Origin of the sequence: Sphingopyxis sp. BE235 (genome assembly GCF_031457175.1) — a bacterium.
In the GTDB taxonomy this organism is placed as follows: domain Bacteria; phylum Pseudomonadota; class Alphaproteobacteria; order Sphingomonadales; family Sphingomonadaceae; genus Sphingopyxis.
Genome location: NZ_JAVDWC010000001.1, coordinates 1,404,697 through 1,426,147 on the forward strand (window position 1 = coordinate 1,404,697; position 21,451 = coordinate 1,426,147).

Sequence of the window (21,451 nt, forward strand, 5' to 3'; positions counted from 1 at the left end):
TCATCCCGGACTTGATCCGGGATCCCGCTTTTCTTGACGCGTCGATCGACTTCGTCCTCAAGCTGGACCCCGGATCAAGTCCGGGGTGACGATGATGGAGAGCGCGGCAACCGATCGTTTTACGCCGCCACCCAACTCGCCTTGATCCCGTCCTCCGCCAAAGTCCCGTCGACGATCGCGCGCGGTTCCGACCGCGTGTAGCTGATCCGCCACCCCTCGGGGGTGCGGCGATAGCGGTCGTGATAAAAATTCGCGAGCAGCCGGAAGCTCTGGCTGCGCGGGTCATAGGTCGCATAGCCCAGATTCCAGCGCGCGCTCGCCTCATCGCCCTTCACCTCGATCTCGGCGTTATGCCCTTGATGCACGTCGGTGATCGGCGTCGTCGCCGCCATCTGCGTGAACACGCCGATCAGCCCGTCGAGGTCGAATTCGCCCACGGGCGGAAAATCGATCACCGCGTCGTCGGTGAAGCAGGCGCGGATTGCGTCCACATCCTTGGCGTCGCAGGCATTCAGGTAACGCGCCTTCAGGCGGCGGATGTCGCTTTCGGCTTCGAGCCGCGCGATGCGGGATTCAAGGTCGGTCATCGATGGGGATTATCCTGCTTTCGGGAATGGGATGGTCGTCGGCGCCGATCCAGCGCAGCAACATGGTGCCTTGATGGTGCCCCGCGGTATCGATCCAGTTGCCAAAGCCCGGGTCGTGCGGGCCGACGACCAGCGTCAGCGTGCCGTCGTCGTTCAGCCGCGCGCTGTGCCCGTTCACATGGATGCGGTGATGGCGATAATCGAGCGATTCCATCCAGTAATTGTCGAGCTGGAAATTCCAGAAGCTGCACTTGGGCACGCGCGTATCGATCCGCAGCATCTCGCCGGGTTCAAGCTGCCACCAGCCATGGAGGTAGAAGATCGTCGGATCGCCGCCCGCGCGAAAAAAGGGCGTCTGGTCGGCCGTCGCCAGCCGGTTCATCTGGTTCGCGCGAAAATCCTCGGTCCACTGGACGAAGGTCCGCGCCGTGCCGGTGACAAAGGCGGTGGTGCGTTCCAGCGCCGCCGTGAGCGTGTCGGCCGACAGCGGCGCGGGGTGCGCAGGGCCGTCGATCGCCTCGATCGTCACCGTCGCCGGCACCTCGTTCGCGCGGTCGAGGAAGGTCTGGCGCACGATCACCATCGAACTGTCGCCGGCGAGCGGCAGCCAGTTGCCTTCGGCCTTTTCGCGGCTGACGATGATCTCGAACGATCCGTCGGGGGCGACCGCCATGTCGGCTGAATCGAGCTCGCCGGTCGAGGCCATCGTTCCGTCGACGGCATAACGATTGGCCTTGGTGCCGAAACTCAGGATCGGCACGCTGCCGCGCCGGCCCCGGATGCGGTAACGCCGCGCGCCCGACACGGTCGCGTTCATATAGATATTGTCGGGATTGTCGGCGCCGATCTTCGCCGTCTCGTGCGAGGCGGCGTAGAAGCTCGGAAAATCGGGATCGGCATGTTCGAGCTGCATGTCGAGCGCGATGCGCAGCAGCCGGGTCAGGTAACGATAACCCTCGGCGCGGTCGAGCGGGTTGGCGGCGGCGTCGGCGCCGGTGACGATCTCGCCCGCGGCTTCGAGCCGCCGGCAGAAATCGCGCCAGACATCGGGCGACAGGATAGGGCTCTCGGTCATCGTCATGGCGCCATATACTGGCCGCCGTTGACGTCGAGCGTCGCGCCGGTGACCATTTTTGCATAATCGGAGAGGAAGAAGAGCACGCTTTTCGCGCAATCCTCCTCGGGCGGAATGACGCCGAGCGGGATGCGCCCGGTAATCTCGCCGATCACCGTATCGCGGTCCTGGCCGGCCGCTTCTGCGCGGTCGATATAGTCATAGACGGGCTTGCCGCCGATCCAGCCCATCCGCGTCGCGTTGACCCGGATGCCGAAGCGGCCAAGATCCTTGGCCATATGCTTGGTCATGGTCGTGAGCCCGCCCTTGCCGGTGGCATAGCCACCCTCGCCGGGAAAGGGATTGACCTGCGACATGGTGGCGACGTTGACCACCGCGCCGCCGCCCTGCGCTTTCATCGCGGGCAGCACCGCCTGCGTCATCCGGAGCGCGCCGAGGCAATTGACGTCGAACACGCGCGCCCAATCCTCGGGATCGGCCTCGTCCACCGTCACCCATTCGCCGTGGATATAGGCGGTGTTGACCAACCCATCGATCCGCCCGAACGCGTCGGCGGTTGCCTTCGCCAGCGCCGCACACTGGCCCGCATCGCCGACGTCGGTCGGCACCGCGACGGCCTCGCCGCCGTTCGCACGAATCTCTCCTGCGACCGCGTCGATGAAATCCCGGTTGCGCGCACCGAGCCCGACTTTCGCGCCCTCGGCGGCGGCGATCCGCGCCATCGCCTGCCCCATGCCGGGGCCGACCCCGCTGATGATGACGACCTTGTTCTCAAGCAGGCTTGGCATATTTCTCTCCCGCAAAAATGTCCTTGAGTCCGGGATCGAGCGCGTTGCCGACCTCCGGGCAATGCGTTCCCGACGGACCGTACATCGCGGCGACGCAGCGGTTGCACGCGGTGCAGCCCGAAACATCGGTGGTCCCGCTTTGCCATTTCGCGATCAGCGCCGGATCGTGGATCAGCGCGCGTGCCAGCGCGATCGCATCGAACCCTTCGGCCGCCGCCTGCCGCGCCCCGGCGAGCGACTGGACGCCGCCCAGATAGGCGAGCTTCATCGGCGTCTGGCCGAGCGCCGCTTTCAGCTTCAGCGCGGGCTCCATCAGATAATTTTCGTGAAACGGCGGCAGTTTCGGCACGCTGCGCTTCAGGGCCGCGAATTGTAGTTTCGCGAGCCACCCGCCCTGCATCGCGGCAAGGTCGTCATAGGGCAGTGCGCTGCCGAACATCGCCCAGGTGCTTTCGATATTGCGCCCCGCCGACAGCACCAGCATGTCGGCGCCCGCCGCTTCGAGCGCGCGCGCGGTTACAATCGCGTCGTCGACCGTCGCGCCGCCCGGCACCGCATCGGTCAGGTTGATCTTGGCAAGGATCGCGAGCCGCCCGCCGGTCGCCCGCTTGACCGCCGCCAGCACCTCGGCGGGAAAGCGCGCGCGGTTCGCGGCCGATCCGCCATAGCCATCCTTGCGGAAGTTGGAGAGCGGCGAGATGAACTGGTTGAGCAGATAGCCGTGCCCCATATGGATTTCGAGCGCATCGAAACCCGCTTCTTCGGCGAGCTCGGCGGCGCGTACGAACTCGCCCGTCACCATCTCCATGTCGGCGCGCGTCATCGCGCGCTGGAAAAAGCGGCCCTTCAGCACCCCCATCTTGTCGATCCCGGCCGATGCCGACATCGCGCGCGGGGTCGACAGGTCGTCGATCTGGCAGAAACTGCCGCCATGGGTGATCTGCGCCGACGCCTTGGCGCCGCCGGAGTGGATCGCATCGGTGACCGCGCGGTAATGCGGCACGCTTTCGCGGCTCAGCATCCCCTGTCCGGGCAGCGTGCGTCCGTCGGGCGACACCGCGAGATAAGCGAGCGTCGTCATCCCCACGCCGCCGCGGGCATAGGCGCGGTGGAAATCCATGAGCGCACGCGTCGGGAAGGTCGCCTTGCTCATCATCTCGTTCGCCCCCGAACGGATGAAGCGATTGCGCAAGGCGATTGGCCCGATGCGGACCGGGTCGAAGGGATCGGCGGCGCTCATGGCGCGGGCTCGGGGGTGAAATCGGCGGGCGGATCCTTGACCCAGAAATCCGCTTCGGTGCGGCTCGCGATCCGCCAGCCCGCAGGCGTGCGCACCAGATCGTCGACATAGGTGCAGCCGAGCAGGAACAGATGATCGCCCTCCGGCCGCGCCAGCTGCATCGGGTTGAACAGCATCGTCTTCGCGGTCGCGCGGTCGCCATCGAGCCGGATCAGCGGCAGGCCGATCAGATGCTGGGTGACGGGGAAGGGAGCGAGCGCCTTGGCCAGCCACGGCTTGATGTACGCCCAACTGCCCTCAGCGCCGCCGGTGACGCGATAGTCGATCGCGGCGTCCGGCGTGAACACCGCGTCGAGCGCGTCATAATCCTTGGCGTCGATCGCAAAGACATAGGCGGCGAGCAACTGCTGGATTTCGATGATGTCGGCGGCGCTCATCTTGCTCGTTCCTTCAGCCGAAATTGGCTTGCCCACCGTCGAGCGGGATCGTCGCCCCGGTCAGATAGCTGAGGTCGGGGCCGCACAGCGCCGCCACCGCATTGCCGATATCATCCTCGCAATCGCCGACGCGGCGCAGCGGGATCGTCCGGAAAAATGCCTCGGCCTCGTCCGGGTTATTTTCGATCCAGCCTTGCAGGCCCGGCGAATTGGCGTGCGGCGCGATGGTGAGCACGCGGATGCCGTCGGGCCCCCATTCGGCCGCGGCGGCGCGGGTCAGCGCGCGCGCCGCCTGCTTCACAGCGGCATAGGCGCCGTAATTCGCCATGTCCCAGCGTACGGCAGCCGAACTGGCGAGGTTGATGATCGTGCCGCCACCGCGGCGCAGAAGGTGCGGATGACAGGCTTTCATCAACCGGAACGAGGCCAGCGGTCCAGAGGTGAAACCCGCCTCGAACGCGGCATCCTCGACCGACAGCAGCGGTCCGAGCGGCACCTCCTGCGCATTGTTTACGAGGATGTCGATCGCGCCGAAGCGCTGCGCGACCGCGTCCACCACGGCGCGGATCGATTCCGCGTCCTTGACGTCGGTAGCGAAGGCGGCGGCATCACTGCCGATTTCGGCCGCCACCGCTTCGAGCTTGGCGGGCGTCCGGCCAACCAGTGCGATCCGGGCGCCGCGCCGGGCAAGCGCGCGGGCAATGCCGCGCCCGACACCCTGGCCCGCGCCGGTGACGAGTGCGACCTTGCCCGCCAGCATGTTCAGGGCTGTCCGTTCAGACTGGCGGGTGCGCCGGGCAGGAAGGGCTGATAATAGCCCGCCGACCAGCCGCCATCGACCGCCAGCTCGGCGCCGCTGATATAGCTTGCATCGTCGGAGGCGATGAACAGGCTGGCGCGTGCGATTTCCTCGGGCTCGCCGATCCGCTGGAGCGGGACGCGCTCATAGCCGACATTGAGCGCGTCGCCAGTCAGCCCCGTCGGGTTGCCCATCTGCGTGTTCACGCCGCCGGGGTGGACGGTGCAGACGCGAATGCCGCGCGGCCCCAGCTCATAGGCGAGCGATTTCGACAGCCCGCGCACCGCCCATTTGCTTGCGGTATAGGCCGACAGGCCGTTGCAGCCGCGCAGGCCGTCGACCGAAGAGATGTTGACGATCACACCGCGGCCGGCCCCGGTCATCGCGCGCGCGGCATATTTGGCGCCGAGCATCGTTCCCATCACATTGATCGCGAGGACGCGCTCGATGTCCTCGGCGGGCATCGCCTCGATCGGGCTGAAATGCACGATCGCGGCGTTGTTGATCAATATATCGAGCTTGCCGAAGCGCTGGACCGTGTCGGCAACCACGCGTTCCCAGTCGGCCTCCGATCGCACGTCGAGCTTCTGGAAGACGGCACTCTCGCCGATTTCGCTCGCGGTTTCCTGTCCCTTGTCCTCGATCACGTCGCAGAGCACCACCCTGGCGCCCTCGGCGGCGAAGAGCCGCGCGGTCGCGGCGCCCATGCCCTGTGCCGCACCCGTTACGATCGCAACTTTACCCGCGAGTCTTGCCACGCATTTTCTCCTGATTTCTGTCTGTTATGCCGCCGTCAGGCGACCTTCTGTTCGAAAGGCGCGGACAAGGTGCCGCGGGTGACGTGCGTGCCGTTGACGCGCTTCTGGAATTCCTCGGCGCGCGCGCGGCTGTTGTAGAATTGGCGATACCAGATCCGCAATTTGCCGATCGGGCCGTCGCCCTGCACCGCCATCGGATTGATGCACGGCCTTTTGTTCGACCAGATTTCGAAATCCTGCGCAAAGGCGGCGCAGGCCGCGGCTTGGTAGGCGCGCGCCATCGCGACATCGTCCGCGGTCGGCTCGGCATTGTGCACCTTGACCAGCAGCGCGTGCCACACCTTCACCACCCCGTCGTCGACGGGGGTGTGCGCGATCATGATGATCGACGGGAACTGCCCCGACATGCGCGATTGCAGGATGCCCGGCCCGGTATACCAGGTGTCGGTTTCGAGCGGGGCGTCGCCCTGGAGCGTGCGGTGCCCCGCGCGCAGCCGCTGGACGACGCGGTGACCGTCGAAATCATTCTCGAAGACGTCGACCGCGTCATTGCCGTGGACGGGTTCGAAATGGGCGCGGTCGGCCATATTGTCGAGGATCTCGACCGGATGGCTGGCGAGCTCGCCCAGCCGGTCGAGCTCCCACTTCACCCAATGCGGCTGATCATATTCCTCGAACGGCGGCAGCTCATATTCGGGTTCGAGCCCTTCGGGGTCGTGCCACATCCAGATGCAGCCCGCGCGCTCGATCACCGGCCAGTTTTCGAGCTTCGCCGCCGCGGGGATCTTCTGCGGCGAATAGGGGATCTGGTTGCACTTGCCGTCGGGGCCAAAGCGCCAGCCATGATAGGGGCAGCGGATCGATTCGCCCTGCACATGCTCATTGTCGCGGATCACGAAGCTCGTTTCGTTCTTCGCCAGATGCGCGCCCATATGCGGGCAATAGGCGTCGACCAGATAAACCTGCCCCGACTCGCCGCGATAGAGCACCCGGTCGCGGCCGAAAAAGCGGACGGCCAGCGGGGTTGTTCCCTCCAGCTCGGCGGCGGCGGCGATCATGAACCAGCCGCGCGGAAATGCCTGGTCGCCCAGCCCATAGTCTGCGGTTGTCGCCATTGGAAATCTCCCATTCATGCCCAGTTTTGCGCTAGGCATTGTCACTATGCGTTTTGAAAACTTGCGATACCATCGCATTTCGATAACATATCTCACTATTATCGACATTATGCAATATTTTGTGGTTCAAGGAGGGTGAAGATGAGTGAAGGTTCGCAGTTTCCCGAGGGCGCGACGCTGATTTTCGGTGCGACCGGTGGCATCGGCGCGGCGGTTGCCGGTGAATTCGCGGCGGCGGGGAGCGACGTCGCGATCGCATGGCGCTCGAAACAGGCGGAGGCCGAGGCGCTGGCCGAGCGTATCGAGGCGTCGGGGCGCAAGGCGAGCCTGCATCAGTGCGACGTCACCGATGACGCCGCACTGGCCGCGACCATCGCGGGCGCCGTCGCCGCGCACGGGCGCATCCACACCATGCTGTGGGGCGCCGGCCCGCTGGTCGCGCAGGTCCATCTCGCCGACACAACCCCCGAACAATGGCGCTGCGCGATCGACGTCGAGGTCCACGGCTTTTTCGGCGCGGTGCATCGCATCCTTCCGCATATGCGCGCGCAGGGTGGCGGCTCGTTCGTTCATCTGGGTTCGGCGGGCGACCTGCGCTGGCCTGACAAGGACGGCCTGTCGGTCGCGCCCAAGGCCGCGAACGAAGCGCTGGTCCGGGGCATCGCGCGCGAGGAGGGGAAGCATGGCATCCGCGCCAACTCCATCCTCGTCGGCGTGATCGAGGCCGGCATGTTTCTCGAGCTGTCGAAACAGGGCGTGTTCGACGACGCATGGACCGCCGAGGTTCACAAGAATCTCGCGCTCAAGCGCTGGGGTCGTCCCGAGGAAATCGGTCATGCCGCTGTCTTCCTTGCCTCGTCCAAAGCTGCCTATGTCACGGGGCAGCAGATTGCGGTCGCGGGCGGCTACGGGGTCTGACGCGAAGGCGCAGACCCCGGCGCCGCCGTTACGCCGCGGCTTCCATCGCGAAGGCGGCCCGCAATCCCCGGGCCGCCGTTCCCACCGCGACGTCGGCCTGCGGCAGCATGCCCAGCATGCTGGCAAAGCCGTGGATCACGCCGGGGAAATGGTCATGCGTCACCGCCACGCCCGCCGCCTTCAGTCGCTCGGCATAGGCGGTGCCTTCGTCGCGCAGCGGATCGAACTCGGCGGTGACGATCGTCGCCGACGGCAGGCCGGCGAGGCTGTCGGCGCGGATCGGGGTCGCAAGCGCGCCGGCGTCGCGGCTGGCGTCGCCCAGATATTGGGCCCAGAACCACTGCATCATTTCGCTGCTCAGCATATAGCCGGTGGCGTTTTCGACATAGGAGGCGCGGGTGAAGTCATTGTCGACCACGGGATAGAGCAGCAGCTGGTGCGCAATCGCCGGGCCGCCCTCGTCGCGGGTGGCGAGGCACAGCGCGGCGGACAAATTGCCGCCCGCGCTGTCACCGCCGACCGCGATCCGGCCGGCGTCGATGCCCAGAGTGTCGGCCTGTTCGACCGCGGTCACAACGGCGGCGCGAACGGTGTCGAGCGCGGTCGGAAAGCGATGCTCGGGCGCGCGCGGATATTCGAGCGAGAGCACCGCGATCTCGGCGGCCGCGGCGAGCGCGCGGCACAGCGGATCATGGGTATCGAGCGTTCCGAACACCCAGCCGCCGCCGTGGATGAAGACGAGCAGCGGCAGCGTCGTCCCGGGCATGGGGTGATAAAGGCGCGCGTTCACGGATCCAGCGCTGGTATCGAGCGTGACGTCGCGGACCTCGGCGACGCCGGCCTTGGGCACGGGCATCGGCTGTTCGTCGGCCAGCCGCAGCGCGGCGGGATCGAAGGGCGCGTTCAAATGCGGCAGCGCGTTCATCATATCGAGCAACGGCGCGAGGGCGGGGTCAATGGGCATGGCAAAACTCTCCGGCTTGTGGGATGGAATGGATGGAAATGAAGGTGCGATGGTGAAGGCAGGCGGATCGGCCGCGGAATTTTCGAAGCTGCTCGCCGACCTGTTCGGCGGCTTGCTGACGGACACGCCGTGGGAAGATTTCCTGCGCGGTCTCGCGCTCCATCTCGACGGCACCTATGCGACGTTGATCCTGACGATGCCGGGCACGCGCAAGCCCGGGACGATCGTGACCCCCGACGCCGATCCGCAAACCAGCGAAGACTATGCCGAAAGCTTCTTTGCCAGCGACCCGTTCAAGGGGCTGCCCGAAGGCAAGGTCCTGTCGTTCAGCGACTTTGTGCAGGGCGCGGCGCGCACGAGCGATTTCTGGCGTGACTTCCTCGAAGCCGCGGGGGGTGACCAGATTCTGGGCGTCGACCTGCGTTTCGACAGCGGGTTCGAGGCACGGCTTCGTGTGACGCGCGACAGCAGCCGTCACGATTTCGGCGCCGCCGAACGCGATGCGCTGCAGGCGCTCGTTCCGCATCTGCGCCATGCCATCCAGCTGTTCGAACGGTTGCAGGCGTCGGGCGCCGAGCATGGCGTCTATCGCGGCGTTGTCGAACAGATGGGCGTCGCGGCGATCACCCTCGACCACGACGGCAAGGTGATCCGCACCAACGCGGTCGCCGAGCGGCTGCTGGCCGAGGAAGACGGGCTGACGCTGGCGGGCGGGCGGCTCCGGCTGGCGGCGGGCAGCGCGCACCGTACGCTCGAAAAACTGCTCAAATTGCTCAGCGCCGAGGCCGACCCCGCCGCCGCGCCGCCGCAGCGCTTCCGTATCGAGCGGCCCTCGGGGCGGCGCGATCTGGGCGTCGTCGCCAAGGCGGTGACGACCCCGGCCTTCATGCGCGGCGGCAAGGGCGCGGCGCTCGCCTTGTTCATCAGCGATCCGGGGCAGGATGCGGCGCCCGACCCCGAAGCGATTCGCGACCTGTTCCAGCTGACGCGGATGGAGGCGATGCTCGCCGCGGCGCTTGCCGGGGGCGGTTCGCTGGTCGAAGCCGCCGACCGGCTGGGCATCGCGCACAACACCGCGCGCTCGCACCTGCGCTCGATCTTCGCCAAGACCGGCGCCCGGCGCCAGTCGCAGCTCGTCCACCTGCTCCACGCCGGGATGACCGAATTGGGTGGCTCCAGCACCTAAGGGTGTTGCTTCTTTCTGCGTAGATGATAGCATGTGTGAATACGAATATCGTATGTCATACATAAAATTGCTATCATAATGCAGAGAGGATGTGCGGTGAAAGAGGCAATTGGCCAAGTGCCGAATCGCGACGTGCTGGTGGCGCGGGCGCGCGAGCAGGCGGGGCTTTCGGATTTCGGCGATACCTGGTTCTTCGCCAATATCGACGCGCTGATTCCCGCGCTCAACACCGAAGCCCGGCTCAGCGAGGCGGGCGTTGCGAGCGCCTCGGCGATGATCGTCAATGGCCTCGTCAACCGCCTGCGCCATGTCGATCTTGTCAAGCGCCACCCCGAAATCCTGGGCGAGAAGGTCGAGGTCGCGGCGGTCGTCGTCGGCCTCCCGCGCACTGGCAGCACGATGCTGCACCGGATGCTCGCCTCGGCCCCGGGGATGACCGGCACGCGCTGGTTCGAGACGCAGAATTACGCGCCCCTTCCGGGCGAGACGCGCGGCGATCCCGAACCGCGCCGCGAAGCCGCGCGCGGCTTCCTCGACTATATGCTCGCGACGATTCCCGACCTCATGTCGATCCATCCGATGAGCATCGACCAGCCCGACGAGGAACTGATCATCCTCGGCCAGCTCTATTCGAGCACGATGATCGAGGGGACATATCATGTGCCGGGCTATGCGCGCTGGCTGACCGAAAACGACCGCGTGCAATGCTACCGCGACCTCAAACAGATCCTCCAGTCGCTGCAATGGCAGGACCAAAGCCGCAAGGGCGCGAAATGGGTGCTCAAGACCCCGGGTCATCTGCTTGCGCTCGATGCGGTGATCGAAGTCTTCCCCGAGGCGAAGATCGTGATGACGCACCGCGATCCGGTCGCGACGGTGCCGAGCTATTGCAGCATGGAGCACAGCCTCTACCAGATGGTGTCCGACCGCGTCGATCCGGCGAGCGTCGCCGCCTTCTGGGTACCGCGGCTCGCCGAGCTGCTCGACCGTTTCATGGCGGTGCGCGGACAGGTCGCGGGGCAGAATTTCATCGACGTCCGCTACGCCGATCTGCTGGGCGATCCGATCGGCGAGGGCGTACGCGTGCTCGAGGCTGCGGGGGTCGACGTCACCGACGCGGTGCGCGCGGGCATGGCCGAATGGATCGAAGCGAACAAGCGCGAGGATCGCGCGCCGCATAAATATGCGCTTGAGGATTTCGGTCTGGACCGCTCCGATGTAGAACAGCGTTTCGCGGCCTATCGAGCCGCCTTCCTGGGAGGGGAATAGATGATGACCGAAGCCGTCAACCTCGCTGCGATCGAGGAGATAAGGTTGCTCAAGGCGCGTTATGTGCGCGCGCTCGACACCAAGGACTGGACGCTGCTGCGCAGCTTGCTGACCGAGGACATGATCGGCGACTTCCGCGAAATGCCGGGTGAAACCGACGAAGGATTGCTGACCAACGGCGCCGACGCCTTTGTCGCAGGGGTCGCCGCGACGCTCGAACATGCCACGACGGTCCATCATGTCCACAGCTTCGAAATCCGCTTCACCGGCGCGCGCGACGCCGAGGGCATATGGGCGATGGACGACCATTTCTGGGCGGGCGAGGGGAGCGACCTTGCCGGTCGCTCGCGCCACGGTTTCGGACATTATCACGACTGTTATCGCAAGGCGCGCGGGCGCTGGCTGATCGCCAGGACCCGGCTCAGCCGCATCCGCGTCGAGCGCGACTGACGCGCCCTCCGGCTCATTCGGGCATCGGCGGGTAGCTGGCGAGGAAGCCCGCATCGGCGATAATTTCCTGGCCGTTGATCCCGCCCGAGCGCGGGCTGGCCAGGAATAGGGCGAGTTCGGCGATATGCTGCGGCAGGAGCAGGCCATCGGCCGGGAGCGCGAGCGCGTCGGCGGGCTGGATCGGTGCCTGTTCGGTCACGCCGAGGATCGCGGTCGCGACGGGACCGGGGCAGATCGCGTTGACCCGAAGTCCGCGCCGCGCGAAGCTTTGCGAGGCTGAACGCACCGCGCCGATCACGCCATGCTTCGCGGCGCTGTAGGCCGCGGCGACATTGAGGCCGATCATGCCCGAGGTCGAGGCGGTCACCACCGCGGCGCCGCCCGGTTCGAGCGCGGGCAGCACCGCTTGCAGGCCGAGAAATGCACCCTTCAGGTTGATCGCGATCATGCTGTCGAGCGTCGCCGCGTCGGTGTCCTCGAAGACAATCTGTGCATAGGCGCCGGCGTTCAGGAAGGCGGCGTCGAGCCGGCCGAACTCCTGCTTTGCCGCGGCGACCATCGCCGCATTGTCCGCCCCGCTGCTGACGTCGCAGCGGATGGCGCGCGCGCGGCCGCCGGCGGCGCGTATCTTTTCGGCGATCGCTTCGGCGCCGGCTTCGTTGATGTCGGCCACGATCACCGCGGCGCCCTCTTCGGCGAAGCGCAGCGATGCCGCCACGCCGATTCCCGAAGCGCCGCCCGTCACCAGCGCGACCTTGCCCTCGAACATGCCCATCTCGATCCTCTCTCCATCCGTCGTTGCCCGATTTCGTAGCACCGGCGGGGGCAGGCGAATTGATCCAATTGGACGAGGAGCGGGTGCGAACGGGCGCCTTATGCTCGCAAAAAACGCGGCATGACGGAGAGGATCGGACAGCCATGAAATTCTCGATCATTTACGAAGCGCAGATGGTGGACACTTCGCGCGCGAACGAAGCGCGCTGTTTCCACGAGATTATCGAGCAATCGCTGCTCGCCGAGGCGATGGGCTTCGACACCGTCTGGGCGGTCGAGCACACCGCGCTCACCCAATATGCGCATATGTCGGCGCCCGAGACCTTCCTCGCCTTTCTTGCCGGCAAGACGACGCGGCTTGGCATCGGGCACGGCGTTGTCTGTCTGCCGCCCGCGATGAACCATCCGGTCAAGGTCGCCGAACGCATCGCGACGCTCGATATTCTATCGAAAGGCCGCGTCCATTTCGGCATGGGCAAGGGCGGCACGCAGCAGGAGGCGGGAACCTTCGGCTATGACCTTGGCGCTCTTCAGCCGATGATCGATGAATCGATGTACCTGATCCCGAAAATCATGGTGCAGGACGAGATCGAACATGATGGCGAGTATATTCAGATCCCGCGCCGCCCAATCCATCCCAAACCGTATCAGGACCCGCACCCGCCGCTCTATATGGCGTGCACGCGCGCCGACGCGCTGACCACCGCGGGCGCGCGCGGCATCGGCGCGCTGGTGCTCGGCTTTGCGGGGCCCGACGACATCGCGAGCAAGAATGCGATTTATCGCGCCGCCTGGGCGAGCCGCAAGGCCGAGGATCAGGTCGGCTTCCGCCCGACCGAGCATCTTGCGGCGCTCTGTCCTGCGCTGGTGCTCGACGACCGCGAAAAGGCGCGAAAAATCGGTCTGCGCGGGCAGCGCTTCTTCGTCGAATCGCTGGGATACTGGTATCAGGGCGGCCCCAAGCCGACAGTCGAAGATTTGTCGGGCGATGAACAGGCGGCGATCCTTCAGCAGGAAAAGGCGGCGGTCGTCGCCTTCCTTTCCGAGGAAAAGATCACCATCGGGTCCGAACACACCGGCGCTTATGAGGAAGTGCAGGACGCCTATGGCACGCCCGACGACTGCATCCGCTACGTCCAGCGGCTGTTCGACGCGGGTGCCGACGAGATCCTCTTTCTCTTCCAGATGGGCGCGGTGCCGCACGATGTGATTCTGGAGACGATCCGCAACATCGGAACGCATGTGATCCCGCATTTCAGAGCGCAGACTGCGGTCGCCGCGAAATAGCGGCTCCCGCGTTGCCGCGCCGAAAGCCATGAAATGCGACCAGGAATCTTTATTCATAAACGCATATATGACATAAAATTGTCATTTAGCGTTGAAATGCGTTTCACGTAATGCCATTCGCGCTGCATAAGGGAAGCAATCTCTCGGAAAAATGATCCGGGTCGCAGAGGGGCAAGCATGAAAAATTACAGGCAATTCGCGCGCGCTTCGGTTGCACTGGTGGCGCTTGCCACGGCGCATCCGCTTTTCGCGCAGGAACAGGCGCCCGCCGCCGAGGACGTGGCGAACGAAGACGAATCCACCGAGATCGTCGTCACCGCGCGCCGGCGCGAGGAAAAGCTGCAGGACGTGCCGATTGCGATCACCGCGATCGGCGGCGCACAGCTCGACTCTCGCGGCTTCGACGGCGTCACCGACGTCGGCCAGGTCGCGCCCAATCTTCAGTTCACGCCGGGGCAGGGCGGCAACAGCGGCGGCGTCTCGGCCTTCATCCGCGGCGTCGGCGAGAATGATTTCATCATCACCTCCGACCCCGCGGTCGCGCTCTATATCGACGGCGTCTATGTCGCGCGCAGCTTTGGCGCGACCACCGAGCTTCTGGGCATCGACCGGATCGAAGTGCTGCGCGGGCCGCAGGGGTCGCTGTTCGGCAAGAATACGATCGGCGGCGCGATCAGCGTCGTCTCGCGCGTGCCGACGGGTGACCGGCTCGAAGGCGACGTTCGCTATGGTTCGTTCAACGACCTCCGGCTGCGCGCCAATGTCGAGGCGGGGCTTTCGGACAATCTCGCGATCGGCGTCGCCGCGCTCGGCGAATGGGGCGAGGGTTGGCAGAAAGTCCCCTCGGGCAAGAATCTCGGCAATCGCAATGTCCAGGCGGGCCGGCTGACGCTGCATTATGACGCGTCGCCGATCGATGCGGTGCTGACCGTCGACGGGCTCCGCCGCCGCCAGAACAGCACGCCGCACAGCATGCTGTCCTTCACCCCGACCTTCTTCTCGGGGCTGCAATCGGCCTTCATCGCGCCGTGCTGCACTGCGCCCGGCAGCATCAACCGCACCGACACCAGTGATTTCCTCAACCGCGACGATACCGATGCCGCGAACGCGACGCTGACGCTCTCGGCCGATCTCGGCGCTGGCACCTTGAAGTCGATCAGCGCCTATCGCTGGGTCCATGCGATTTTCGGGCGCGACGGCGATGCGTCGGCGGCGGTCAATTATGCGGGCGACATCCACGACGAAAGCGCGCGCCAGATCTCGCAGGAACTGCAATATGCGACCAACCTGTTCGATCGCGGCACGCTATTGCTCGGTGCCTATTATTTCCGCGAAAAATCGCGCGACGATACCCTGCTCTACGTCGCCGACGGGCTTTATCCGCGCCTGATCGCGGCGGGTTTCGATCCCGCGCTCGCGACCGCGCTCGATTTCAACATCGACTTCGCCAACCGCCAGAAGACGACCAATTATGCGCTGTTCGGCAACGCCACTTTCGATGTCACCGATGCGCTGACGCTCGAAGTCGGGGCGCGCTACACCTGGGAAAAGAAGGTCTGGGATCAGGCCGCGATGCGGATCTACAGCCAGCAGCCGCTGCTCGCGGGCATGCCTTCGTACAGGCTGAGCGAGGACTGGAAGGCGTTCACGCCGCGCGCGTCGCTCTCGTATAAATTCACCCCCGATATTCTCGGCTATGTCTCGTGGTCGCGGGGGTTCCGCAGCGGCGGCTTCAACGGGCGGCCGACCTCGGTCGAGGAAATCGGGTCCTATGATCCCGAATATCTGACGGCGTATGAGGCGGGGCTGAAGACGACGCTCGGCGGGCTTGTGACGCTGAACCTCTCGGCCTTCCGCAACGATTACAAGGATCAGCAATTGCTGATCTCGACGGTCAGCCCGAACACCGGGCTGATCGTGGTGCGCACCGACAATGCCGGCAAGTCGCGGATCCAGGGGATCGAGCTCGAGGCCGACGTCCGCGTCTCGCGCGAACTGCGATTGAGCGGGGCGTTCGGCTATCTCGATGCGAAATATCTGCGCTACACCTCGGTGATCGGCGGCGTTCCGACCGACGTCAGCTTCCGCAATCCGAAGCAGGCGCCCGATCTCACCGCGAGCAGCAGCATCGTCTATTCGACCGCGCTGTCGGACCGCGTCGACGCGAGCTTCCGGCTCGACGCCGCCTATCGCAGCCTCACGTGGATCGATGTCGAGAATTCGCCGCTGATGCGCGCGCCCGATCATGCGATCCTGAACGCCAGCGCCGAATTCACGTTGCCCGCCAAGGGGCTGTCGCTTCGCCTCGCGGTCGACAATATCACCGACAAGCGCGTGCTGACGGCGGGCTATGACGCCTCGACCAGCTTCGGCTTTGTCGAGGGCTATTATAATGATCCGCGCCGTTACTGGGTGACGCTCAGCTTCCGGCGCTGACGGGGCAGGGTTCGGCCGCGTGGCGCGGCCGGACCCTTTGCCATCGGTCGATAAGGAGAACGGCATGCGCGCGATGGTGATCAACGGGTTCGGCGGTCCCGAACAGCTTGTCTGGGGCGAGTTGCCCACGCCCGAAGCCGGCGCGGGCGAGGTGCTGGTCCGGGTCATCTGCGCCGGGGTCAATCCCGCCGACTGGAAAACGCGGGTCGGCAAGCTGTCGGCCTTTATCGATTATCATTTTCCGTTTGTGCTCGGTTTCGACTTCGCCGGCATTGTCGAGGCGGTGGGCGAGGGTGTCGATGCCTTCGGTCCCGGCGACCGTGTCTTCGGCATGTCGAAACAGGGGCAGGGGCGCGATGGCTCCTACGCCGAATATTGCATCGCCGACGCGGCCTTTGTTGTGCCTTTGCCGCGCGGGTGGAGCTTCGCGCAGGCGGCCGCGCTGCCGGTCGCGGGGACGACGGCGTATGGCGGGCTTGCCGATGTCGGCGGATTGTCGGCGGGGCAGACCGTGCTCATCAACGGCGGTGCGGGCGGCGTCGGCAGCATCGGCATCCAGATCGCGCGCTCGCTCGGTGCGCGCGTCGCGGCGACCTCAGGCCCCGACAATATGTCCTATGTCCGGGGTTTCGGCGCCGACCACGCGATCGACTATCGCGCCGGCGCTGTCGCAGAGGCGGTGCGGCGTTGGGCGCCGGGCGGGGTCGATCTCGTTCTCGATGCGGTCGGGCTCGACAGCCTGCTTCCGTCGGCCGTCGATATTGTCGCGCCGGGCGGCCGCTATGTCGAAATCGCGACTTTGGTGTCGCAGGCGAGCGCCGATGAGGTTGCGCATGCCGCGGCGAACGGGGTGAGCATCCTGTCGAACATGAACGCTGTCATGCGCCTGCCGCAGCATCTGAAGGAACTGGCGGCATTATGCGCGGCGGGCGGGGTGAGGCCGCCCGCGATCGAGATCCTGCCGCTCGGCGAAGCCGCCGAGGCGCATCGCCGCATCGAAGGACAGCATGTCCGCGGCAAGATCATCCTGGAGGTGGCATCCCATGGCGACTGATGGCACGGCGGCAGCGCCGATGGTCCATGCGATCGACGAGATCGTCGCGAAGCCCGGCGAAGGCAAGGCGCTGCTCAGCGACTATCTGGCGCGCTATGCGCCCGGCGCTCGGGCACGCGGGATGACTTTGGAACAGATCCTTGTCAGCCCGCCGATGTGGCTCGACGATCAGTCGAACACACTCGTCTTTCGCTGGTCGCTCGCCGGCGCGGGGGCGTGGTGGCAGATGCGCTTTGTCGGCGGCAATGACCCTGACGTCGCCGCCTGGTGGGCCGATGCCGACGCGCGCGCGGTTAGTCGCCGGCGTTTCTTCGCTTCGGCGCCTGCCGATATCGAAAGGCTCTGCGATGTATAAGCTGACGCGGCTCGTCACCCTGTCCGATCCCGCGAGTGTGTCGGCGTTGGCCGATGAGATACACGCGCTGGCTACGGCGCACTCCGCCTATCGCCAGCTAGTCGCACCCACCTTGGCCGGCAGCCATTTCGGCGGCGACCTCCTCGCGCATTTCGCGTTCGACGATGCCGCGAAGCGCGCCGATTTTGATGCCGCGCTCGCGCCGCTGCTCGCCGCGCCCGCGGTCGCCTCGGTCGACGGCGTCGCCTATCGGAGCGGGGAGGGTGGGAAGCCCGGTCCCGAGCTTGCGAACGGCATCTATCGCGTGCTGCTGCTCAGCGTCGATGAAGGCACCGACCCCGCCCTTGTCGAGCGCTTCGAGGCGGAAACGCGGATGATGCCATATTATATCCCCGCGATCCGCAACTGGCAGTTGAGCCGCGCCGACGAGGCGATCGGCGCGCGCCGCTGGACGCACGTCTGGGAACAGGAATATGCCGACGCCGGCGGGCTGATGGGCCCCTATATGATGCACCCCTATCACTGGGCGCGGATCGATCGCTGGTTCGACCCCGAATGTCCCGACCGCATCGTCGATGCGCGGCTCTGTCACAGTTTCTGCGGATTCGAGGGCAGGGTGATCTAGCAAAGCGAACTTGGGACTCGCGCGCTTGTCACCGCCGTTCCGCGCTTGATCGCGCAGGTGTAGATGCGCTTGCTGACCCGCCAGCCTTTGTCTGTGCGGACCAGTTCGTCGTCATATTGGCCCCACATCGAATATTGCTCGCCGGGATAGCCGCCTTGGCCGAGATGTTCGGCATAATAATGGACCTTGGCCGCCGCGGTGTCGCCGTCGATGGTGATACGGAAATTGCCGACATTGTGATGCGTCGGCCCGCAATTCGAATCGGTGCCAAGGTTCGCGTGCATCGAGGCGATCAGGCTAACGCGGTCAGGGCTGATGACGCCCGGACCCAGCGCTTGCGTATAGTCGCCTGTCGCATCTTCCGTGAACACCTCGTGCAGATCGTCGAAGTGTTTGGTGTCGACGATTTCGCAATAACGAATGTAGACTTGCTCGATCGTCCGTTGGTCCAGCAACATTTGCAGCGATCCCATCTTCCCTTCATTGGACATCATCATTTCTCCCATGCGTATCGCCATCATGTTTGTGCATGGAAAAACGCATAAGCAAGTCGTATTGTAAAAATTATGCTGATTTGCGTAGAATTTGGAGGGTCATGATGACGACGAAAGCGGGGCTGGGCAGCCAGTCCAACTATCTGGTCGAGGCGCTGAAGCGCGTGCTGAAAGAGCGCGGGCTGACCTATGCCGATGTTGCGGCGGCGCTCGGCATCAGCCACGCCAGCGTTCGTCGGACCTTCGCGCAGCGCAGCTTCACGCTCGCGCGGATCGACGAAATCTGCGAACTCGCCGGGATCAATTTTCTCGAACTCGCGCGGCTTGCCGACGCGTCGCAGCCCGCGATGCCCGATATGCTCAGCGACGCGCAGGAGCAGGCGCTGGTCGACGATCCGCTCGCGCTCTTCTGCTTTCACCTCGCGACCGGCGGCTGGACCGTCGAACGGATCGAGCGCGACTATGGCATCGACCAGACCGTGCTGATCCCGGCGCTGATGAAGCTCGAACGCATTGGCTTGATCCAGTTGCTCCCCGGCAACATCATCCGCCTGATGACTGCGCGCAGCATCAGCTGGCGCCGCGGCGGGCCGATGCGGCGTTTCTTCGACCGGCGGGTCAAGGAGGAGTTTCTCCAATATGACTTCTCGGCAAAGGGCTCGATCTGGGAATTCGAGATCGGCGAGCTGTCCGATGCCTCGCGCATCCTGCTCGAACGCCGGCTCGTCAGCCTGTTTCGCGAAGTCCGCGACCTGATCGCGCGCGATGCCCTGCTGCCGCCCGCGGTGAAGACCAACGTCGGCTTGCTGATCGCATCGACCCCGATCCCGCTGCCGATGGTCGCACGCGATGTCACCGCGGGCGCGTTCGGCGCCGAAAGTCGCGAACGCCGATCCTTCAAGGATTAAAATTCGCTACAATCATGCGACCCTCTCGGCGGTGCGGGGCACTGGCGCGATACCCGATCGCAAGCCGGCCCCGATGCCGGCGCGAGAGGGAGAAATTCGATGTCAGCAATCGCCATGCAGCCACCCGCGATGCGCGGCGGCGTTCCGCTCCTCGGTCACCTGACAGACTTCTTCAAGGATCCGGTCGGATTGCTGCGCCGGGGCTATCAGGAACATGGTCCGATCTATTCGTTCCGCATGGGCGGACGGAACATGGTCGTGATGCTCGGACCCGATAACAATCGCTTCGTCTTTCAGGAAACCGACAAGCTGCTGTCGATCCGCGAATCGATGCCCTTCTTCCACAAGATGTTCTCGCCCAATTTCTACTCCTTTGCCGAGATGGAGGAGTATCTGAACCAGCGCGCGGTCATCATGCCGCGCTTCAAGGCTTCGGCGATGAAGCAATATGTGCCGGTGATGGCTGAAGAGGCGATGGCGCTCTGTCACCGGCTCGGCGACAGCGGGGAGTTCGATCTTATCTCGACCTTGGGGCCGGTCGTCATGGACATCGCGGCGCACAGCTTCATGGGGCGCGATTTCAAGCAGAAGCTGGGTCATGAATTTTTCGAGCTGTTTCGCGACTTCTCCGGCGGGATGGAATTTGTCCTGCCGCTCTGGCTCCCGACGAAGAAGATGCGCCGCAGCCAGGCCGCCAAGAAAAAGCTTCACCGAATCCTTGGCGACTGGATCAGGCGGCGGCGCGCCAACCCGGTCGAGCCTGCTGATTTTTTCCAGGACATGGTGGCATCGACCTATCCCGACGGCCGCCCGATCCCTGACGAGCTGATCATCCACATGATCCTGCTCCTCGTCTGGGCGGGGCATGAAACGACCGCGGGACAGGTCAGCTGGGCGATGATCGATATCCTCCAGAACCGCGAATATCAGGATGTGCTGCGGGGCGAGATCGGGACCATATTGGGTTCGGCCTCGGGCGCCGATCTCAGCTGGGAACAGGCGATCGCGATGCAGAAGATGGATCTGGCGCTGCGCGAGACCGAGCGGCTGCATCCCGTCGCCTTCACGATGATCCGCAAGGCGGCGGCCGACTTCGAGCGCGACGGCTATCAGGTTCGCGAAGGCGACTGGATATTGCTCGCGCCCTCGGTCAGCCACCGGATGAGCGAAATCTTCGACCGCCCCGACGACTATGATCCCGAGCGCTTCAACACCGAACGCGCGGACAGCAAAGTCGAATCGAACAGCCTGATCGGCTTTGGCGGCGGCATGCACCGCTGCGCCGGGGTCAATTTCGCGCGGATGGAGATGAAGGCGCTGATCGCCATCCTGCTCCAGCGATACGACATGGAATTGATCGACACGCCGCGCCCGATCGCCGGTGCCGGCACCTATTGGCCCGAACAGCCGTGCCGGGTGCGCTACAAGCGGCGGGCCATCGCGGCGGGCGCGCCGGCCGACCTTGATGCGGTTGCGGCGGCGGCAGGATGTCCCGCGCACGCGAAGGGTGCGAACTGATGGCCCGCGTCACCTATGTCCAGCCCGACGGTAGCGAAAAGACCTGCACCAACTTCGAGGGCATGGCGGTCATGCATCTTGCCATCGGCAACCTCGTCGATGGGATCGATGCGCTGTGCGGCGGCGTCCGCCAGTGCGGCACCTGCCACGTCTATGTTGACGATGCCTGGATCGACCGAGTCGGTCCGCCGGGCGAGGACGAGGCCATCATGCTCGATGCGCTGTCCGACGCGATCGCGGTAACAGCGGGCAGCCGGCTGAGTTGCCAGATTCATATCACCGAGGAACTGGACGGGCTGAGGGTGCATATCCCCAAAGAACAGCCCGGGGTTTGAATGAGTTAGGGGCGGTAACTGGGGCGGCTTTGCCGCCCCTTTTTTTGTCCGCGCCCCCACCCCCAAAAGGGGGTGTTGA

General features: G+C 65.2%; 23 protein-coding genes. 12 read left to right on the forward strand and 11 right to left on the reverse strand.

Going from position 1 to position 21,451, the window contains the following annotated elements; genetic code table 11:
- Positions 1 to 119: 119 nt before the first annotated feature.
- From J2X38_RS06610 to J2X38_RS06645, 8 genes are read right to left on the reverse strand one after another with little or no spacing between them, the layout of a single operon-like run.
- Positions 120 to 587 (reverse strand): nuclear transport factor 2 family protein, encoded by a 468-nt coding sequence (locus J2X38_RS06610; RefSeq protein WP_310252419.1) that lies wholly within the window; start codon positions 585 to 587, stop codon positions 120 to 122.
- Positions 574 to 1,662, reverse strand: coding sequence for a DUF1214 domain-containing protein (locus J2X38_RS06615; RefSeq protein ID WP_310252421.1), 1,089 nt, complete (start codon positions 1,660 to 1,662; stop codon positions 574 to 576). Before J2X38_RS06615 ends, J2X38_RS06610 begins: the two co-directional genes overlap by 14 nt.
- 2 nt (positions 1,663 to 1,664) lie before the next feature.
- Positions 1,665 to 2,450, reverse strand: coding sequence for an SDR family oxidoreductase (locus J2X38_RS06620; protein WP_310252423.1), 786 nt, complete (start codon positions 2,448 to 2,450; stop codon positions 1,665 to 1,667).
- Positions 2,434 to 3,690, reverse strand: a complete 1,257-nt coding sequence (locus J2X38_RS06625) for an NADH:flavin oxidoreductase (RefSeq protein WP_310252425.1) — start codon at positions 3,688 to 3,690, stop codon at positions 2,434 to 2,436. Before J2X38_RS06625 ends, J2X38_RS06620 begins: the two co-directional genes overlap by 17 nt.
- Positions 3,687 to 4,127, reverse strand: coding sequence for a nuclear transport factor 2 family protein (locus tag J2X38_RS06630; protein WP_310252427.1), 441 nt, complete (start codon positions 4,125 to 4,127; stop codon positions 3,687 to 3,689). The genes J2X38_RS06625 and J2X38_RS06630 overlap by 4 nt, the downstream gene beginning before the upstream one ends.
- 13 nt (positions 4,128 to 4,140) lie before the next feature.
- Entirely contained in the window at positions 4,141 to 4,887 is a 747-nt protein-coding gene (locus tag J2X38_RS06635; RefSeq protein WP_310252429.1) for an SDR family oxidoreductase, read from the reverse strand.
- A gap of 2 nt (positions 4,888 to 4,889) precedes the next feature.
- Positions 4,890 to 5,684 carry a glucose 1-dehydrogenase gene (locus tag J2X38_RS06640; RefSeq protein WP_310252431.1) on the reverse strand — a complete coding sequence of 265 codons (795 nt, stop codon included), beginning with the start codon at positions 5,682 to 5,684 and terminating at the stop codon, positions 4,890 to 4,892.
- 35 nt (positions 5,685 to 5,719) lie between these two features.
- Positions 5,720 to 6,799, reverse strand: a complete 1,080-nt coding sequence (locus J2X38_RS06645; RefSeq protein WP_310252433.1) for a Rieske 2Fe-2S domain-containing protein — start codon at positions 6,797 to 6,799, stop codon at positions 5,720 to 5,722.
- 141 nt (positions 6,800 to 6,940) lie between these two features.
- Between J2X38_RS06645 and J2X38_RS06650 the strand changes: the two genes are divergently transcribed.
- A complete protein-coding gene (locus tag J2X38_RS06650) occupies positions 6,941 to 7,717 on the forward strand; it encodes an SDR family oxidoreductase (RefSeq protein WP_310252435.1) in 777 nt (258 codons plus the stop codon).
- Positions 7,718 to 7,745: 28 nt separating this feature from the next.
- Here the strand turns inward: J2X38_RS06650 and J2X38_RS06655 are convergent, their stop codons facing one another.
- Entirely contained in the window at positions 7,746 to 8,681 is a 936-nt protein-coding gene (locus J2X38_RS06655; protein WP_310252438.1) for an alpha/beta hydrolase, read from the reverse strand.
- On the opposite strand from J2X38_RS06655, the gene J2X38_RS06660 reads away from it, so the two are divergent.
- From J2X38_RS06660 to J2X38_RS06670, 3 genes are all read left to right on the forward strand, one after another.
- A complete protein-coding gene (locus tag J2X38_RS06660; protein ID WP_310252440.1) occupies positions 8,680 to 9,867 on the forward strand; it encodes a LuxR family transcriptional regulator in 1,188 nt (395 codons plus the stop codon). The two genes, J2X38_RS06655 and J2X38_RS06660, sit on opposite strands and share 2 nt — an antisense overlap.
- A 117-nt stretch (positions 9,868 to 9,984) precedes the next feature.
- Positions 9,985 to 11,136, forward strand: coding sequence for a sulfotransferase (locus tag J2X38_RS06665; RefSeq protein ID WP_310252441.1), 1,152 nt, complete (start codon positions 9,985 to 9,987; stop codon positions 11,134 to 11,136).
- On the forward strand, positions 11,137 to 11,586 hold the full coding sequence (locus tag J2X38_RS06670; protein ID WP_058539024.1) for a nuclear transport factor 2 family protein: 450 nt from the start codon (positions 11,137 to 11,139) through the stop codon (positions 11,584 to 11,586).
- A gap of 13 nt (positions 11,587 to 11,599) precedes the next feature.
- Here J2X38_RS06670 and J2X38_RS06675 read toward each other — a convergent pair whose 3' ends face one another.
- Positions 11,600 to 12,361, reverse strand: a complete 762-nt coding sequence (locus J2X38_RS06675) for an SDR family NAD(P)-dependent oxidoreductase (protein WP_310252446.1) — start codon at positions 12,359 to 12,361, stop codon at positions 11,600 to 11,602.
- Positions 12,362 to 12,504: 143 nt separating this feature from the next.
- Between J2X38_RS06675 and J2X38_RS06680 the strand changes: the two genes are divergently transcribed.
- The 5 genes from J2X38_RS06680 (at position 12,505) to J2X38_RS06700 (ending at position 18,117) form a co-directional block, all read left to right on the forward strand.
- Positions 12,505 to 13,647 carry an LLM class flavin-dependent oxidoreductase gene (locus J2X38_RS06680; RefSeq protein WP_310252448.1) on the forward strand — a complete coding sequence of 381 codons (1,143 nt, stop codon included), beginning with the start codon at positions 12,505 to 12,507 and terminating at the stop codon, positions 13,645 to 13,647.
- Positions 13,648 to 13,824: 177 nt separating this feature from the next.
- Positions 13,825 to 16,083 (forward strand): TonB-dependent receptor, encoded by a 2,259-nt coding sequence (locus J2X38_RS06685; RefSeq protein ID WP_310252450.1) that lies wholly within the window; start codon positions 13,825 to 13,827, stop codon positions 16,081 to 16,083.
- 64 nt (positions 16,084 to 16,147) lie between these two features.
- Positions 16,148 to 17,137: an NADP-dependent oxidoreductase gene (locus J2X38_RS06690; protein ID WP_310252451.1), complete on the forward strand. Its 990-nt coding sequence runs from the start codon at positions 16,148 to 16,150 to the stop codon at positions 17,135 to 17,137.
- On the forward strand, positions 17,127 to 17,492 hold the full coding sequence (locus J2X38_RS06695; RefSeq protein ID WP_310252453.1) for a hypothetical protein: 366 nt from the start codon (positions 17,127 to 17,129) through the stop codon (positions 17,490 to 17,492). Before J2X38_RS06690 ends, J2X38_RS06695 begins: the two co-directional genes overlap by 11 nt.
- Entirely contained in the window at positions 17,485 to 18,117 is a 633-nt protein-coding gene (locus tag J2X38_RS06700; RefSeq protein WP_310252455.1) for a Dabb family protein, read from the forward strand. The genes J2X38_RS06695 and J2X38_RS06700 overlap by 8 nt, the downstream gene beginning before the upstream one ends.
- Here the strand turns inward: J2X38_RS06700 and J2X38_RS06705 are convergent.
- The gene (locus J2X38_RS06705) at positions 18,114 to 18,575 is read right to left on the reverse strand and encodes a nuclear transport factor 2 family protein (RefSeq protein ID WP_310252457.1); all 462 of its coding nucleotides are present in this window, start codon (positions 18,573 to 18,575) and stop codon (positions 18,114 to 18,116) included. The two genes, J2X38_RS06700 and J2X38_RS06705, sit on opposite strands and share 4 nt — an antisense overlap.
- 137 nt (positions 18,576 to 18,712) lie before the next feature.
- Between J2X38_RS06705 and J2X38_RS06710 the strand changes: the two genes are divergently transcribed.
- The 3 genes from J2X38_RS06710 to J2X38_RS06720 all read left to right on the forward strand — a co-directional run bounded on the left by J2X38_RS06710 (position 18,713) and on the right by J2X38_RS06720 (position 21,372).
- A complete protein-coding gene (locus J2X38_RS06710) occupies positions 18,713 to 19,519 on the forward strand; it encodes a helix-turn-helix transcriptional regulator (protein ID WP_310252459.1) in 807 nt (268 codons plus the stop codon).
- Between the two features lie 99 nt (positions 19,520 to 19,618).
- A complete protein-coding gene (locus J2X38_RS06715; protein WP_310252461.1) occupies positions 19,619 to 21,037 on the forward strand; it encodes a cytochrome P450 in 1,419 nt (472 codons plus the stop codon).
- On the forward strand, positions 21,037 to 21,372 hold the full coding sequence (locus J2X38_RS06720) for a 2Fe-2S iron-sulfur cluster-binding protein (protein WP_058539017.1): 336 nt from the start codon (positions 21,037 to 21,039) through the stop codon (positions 21,370 to 21,372). The genes J2X38_RS06715 and J2X38_RS06720 overlap by 1 nt, the downstream gene beginning before the upstream one ends.
- The last annotated feature ends 79 nt before the right edge of the window (positions 21,373 to 21,451 follow it).

Coding starts and splice junctions, on each gene's coding strand:
- J2X38_RS06610 (WP_310252419.1), bottom strand. CDS start 587: ATGACCGACCTTGAATCCCGCATCGCGCGGCTCGAAGCCGAAAGCGAC.
- J2X38_RS06615 (WP_310252421.1), bottom strand. CDS start 1,662: ATGACCGAGAGCCCTATCCTGTCGCCCGATGTCTGGCGCGATTTCTGC.
- J2X38_RS06620 (WP_310252423.1), bottom strand. CDS start 2,450: ATGCCAAGCCTGCTTGAGAACAAGGTCGTCATCATCAGCGGGGTCGGC.
- J2X38_RS06625 (WP_310252425.1), bottom strand. CDS start 3,690: ATGAGCGCCGCCGATCCCTTCGACCCGGTCCGCATCGGGCCAATCGCC.
- J2X38_RS06630 (WP_310252427.1), bottom strand. CDS start 4,127: ATGAGCGCCGCCGACATCATCGAAATCCAGCAGTTGCTCGCCGCCTAT.
- J2X38_RS06635 (WP_310252429.1), bottom strand. CDS start 4,887: ATGCTGGCGGGCAAGGTCGCACTCGTCACCGGCGCGGGCCAGGGTGTC.
- J2X38_RS06645 (WP_310252433.1), bottom strand. CDS start 6,799: ATGGCGACAACCGCAGACTATGGGCTGGGCGACCAGGCATTTCCGCGC.
- J2X38_RS06650 (WP_310252435.1), top strand. CDS start 6,941: ATGAGTGAAGGTTCGCAGTTTCCCGAGGGCGCGACGCTGATTTTCGGT.
- J2X38_RS06660 (WP_310252440.1), top strand. CDS start 8,680: ATGGCAAAACTCTCCGGCTTGTGGGATGGAATGGATGGAAATGAAGGT.
- J2X38_RS06655 (WP_310252438.1), bottom strand. CDS start 8,681: ATGCCCATTGACCCCGCCCTCGCGCCGTTGCTCGATATGATGAACGCG.
- J2X38_RS06670 (WP_058539024.1), top strand. CDS start 11,137: ATGATGACCGAAGCCGTCAACCTCGCTGCGATCGAGGAGATAAGGTTG.
- J2X38_RS06675 (WP_310252446.1), bottom strand. CDS start 12,361: ATGGGCATGTTCGAGGGCAAGGTCGCGCTGGTGACGGGCGGCGCTTCG.
- J2X38_RS06680 (WP_310252448.1), top strand. CDS start 12,505: ATGAAATTCTCGATCATTTACGAAGCGCAGATGGTGGACACTTCGCGC.
- J2X38_RS06685 (WP_310252450.1), top strand. CDS start 13,825: ATGAAAAATTACAGGCAATTCGCGCGCGCTTCGGTTGCACTGGTGGCG.
- J2X38_RS06690 (WP_310252451.1), top strand. CDS start 16,148: ATGCGCGCGATGGTGATCAACGGGTTCGGCGGTCCCGAACAGCTTGTC.
- J2X38_RS06695 (WP_310252453.1), top strand. CDS start 17,127: ATGGCGACTGATGGCACGGCGGCAGCGCCGATGGTCCATGCGATCGAC.
- J2X38_RS06700 (WP_310252455.1), top strand. CDS start 17,485: ATGTATAAGCTGACGCGGCTCGTCACCCTGTCCGATCCCGCGAGTGTG.
- J2X38_RS06705 (WP_310252457.1), bottom strand. CDS start 18,575: ATGTTGCTGGACCAACGGACGATCGAGCAAGTCTACATTCGTTATTGC.
- J2X38_RS06710 (WP_310252459.1), top strand. CDS start 18,713: ATGATGACGACGAAAGCGGGGCTGGGCAGCCAGTCCAACTATCTGGTC.
- J2X38_RS06715 (WP_310252461.1), top strand. CDS start 19,619: ATGTCAGCAATCGCCATGCAGCCACCCGCGATGCGCGGCGGCGTTCCG.
- J2X38_RS06720 (WP_058539017.1), top strand. CDS start 21,037: ATGGCCCGCGTCACCTATGTCCAGCCCGACGGTAGCGAAAAGACCTGC.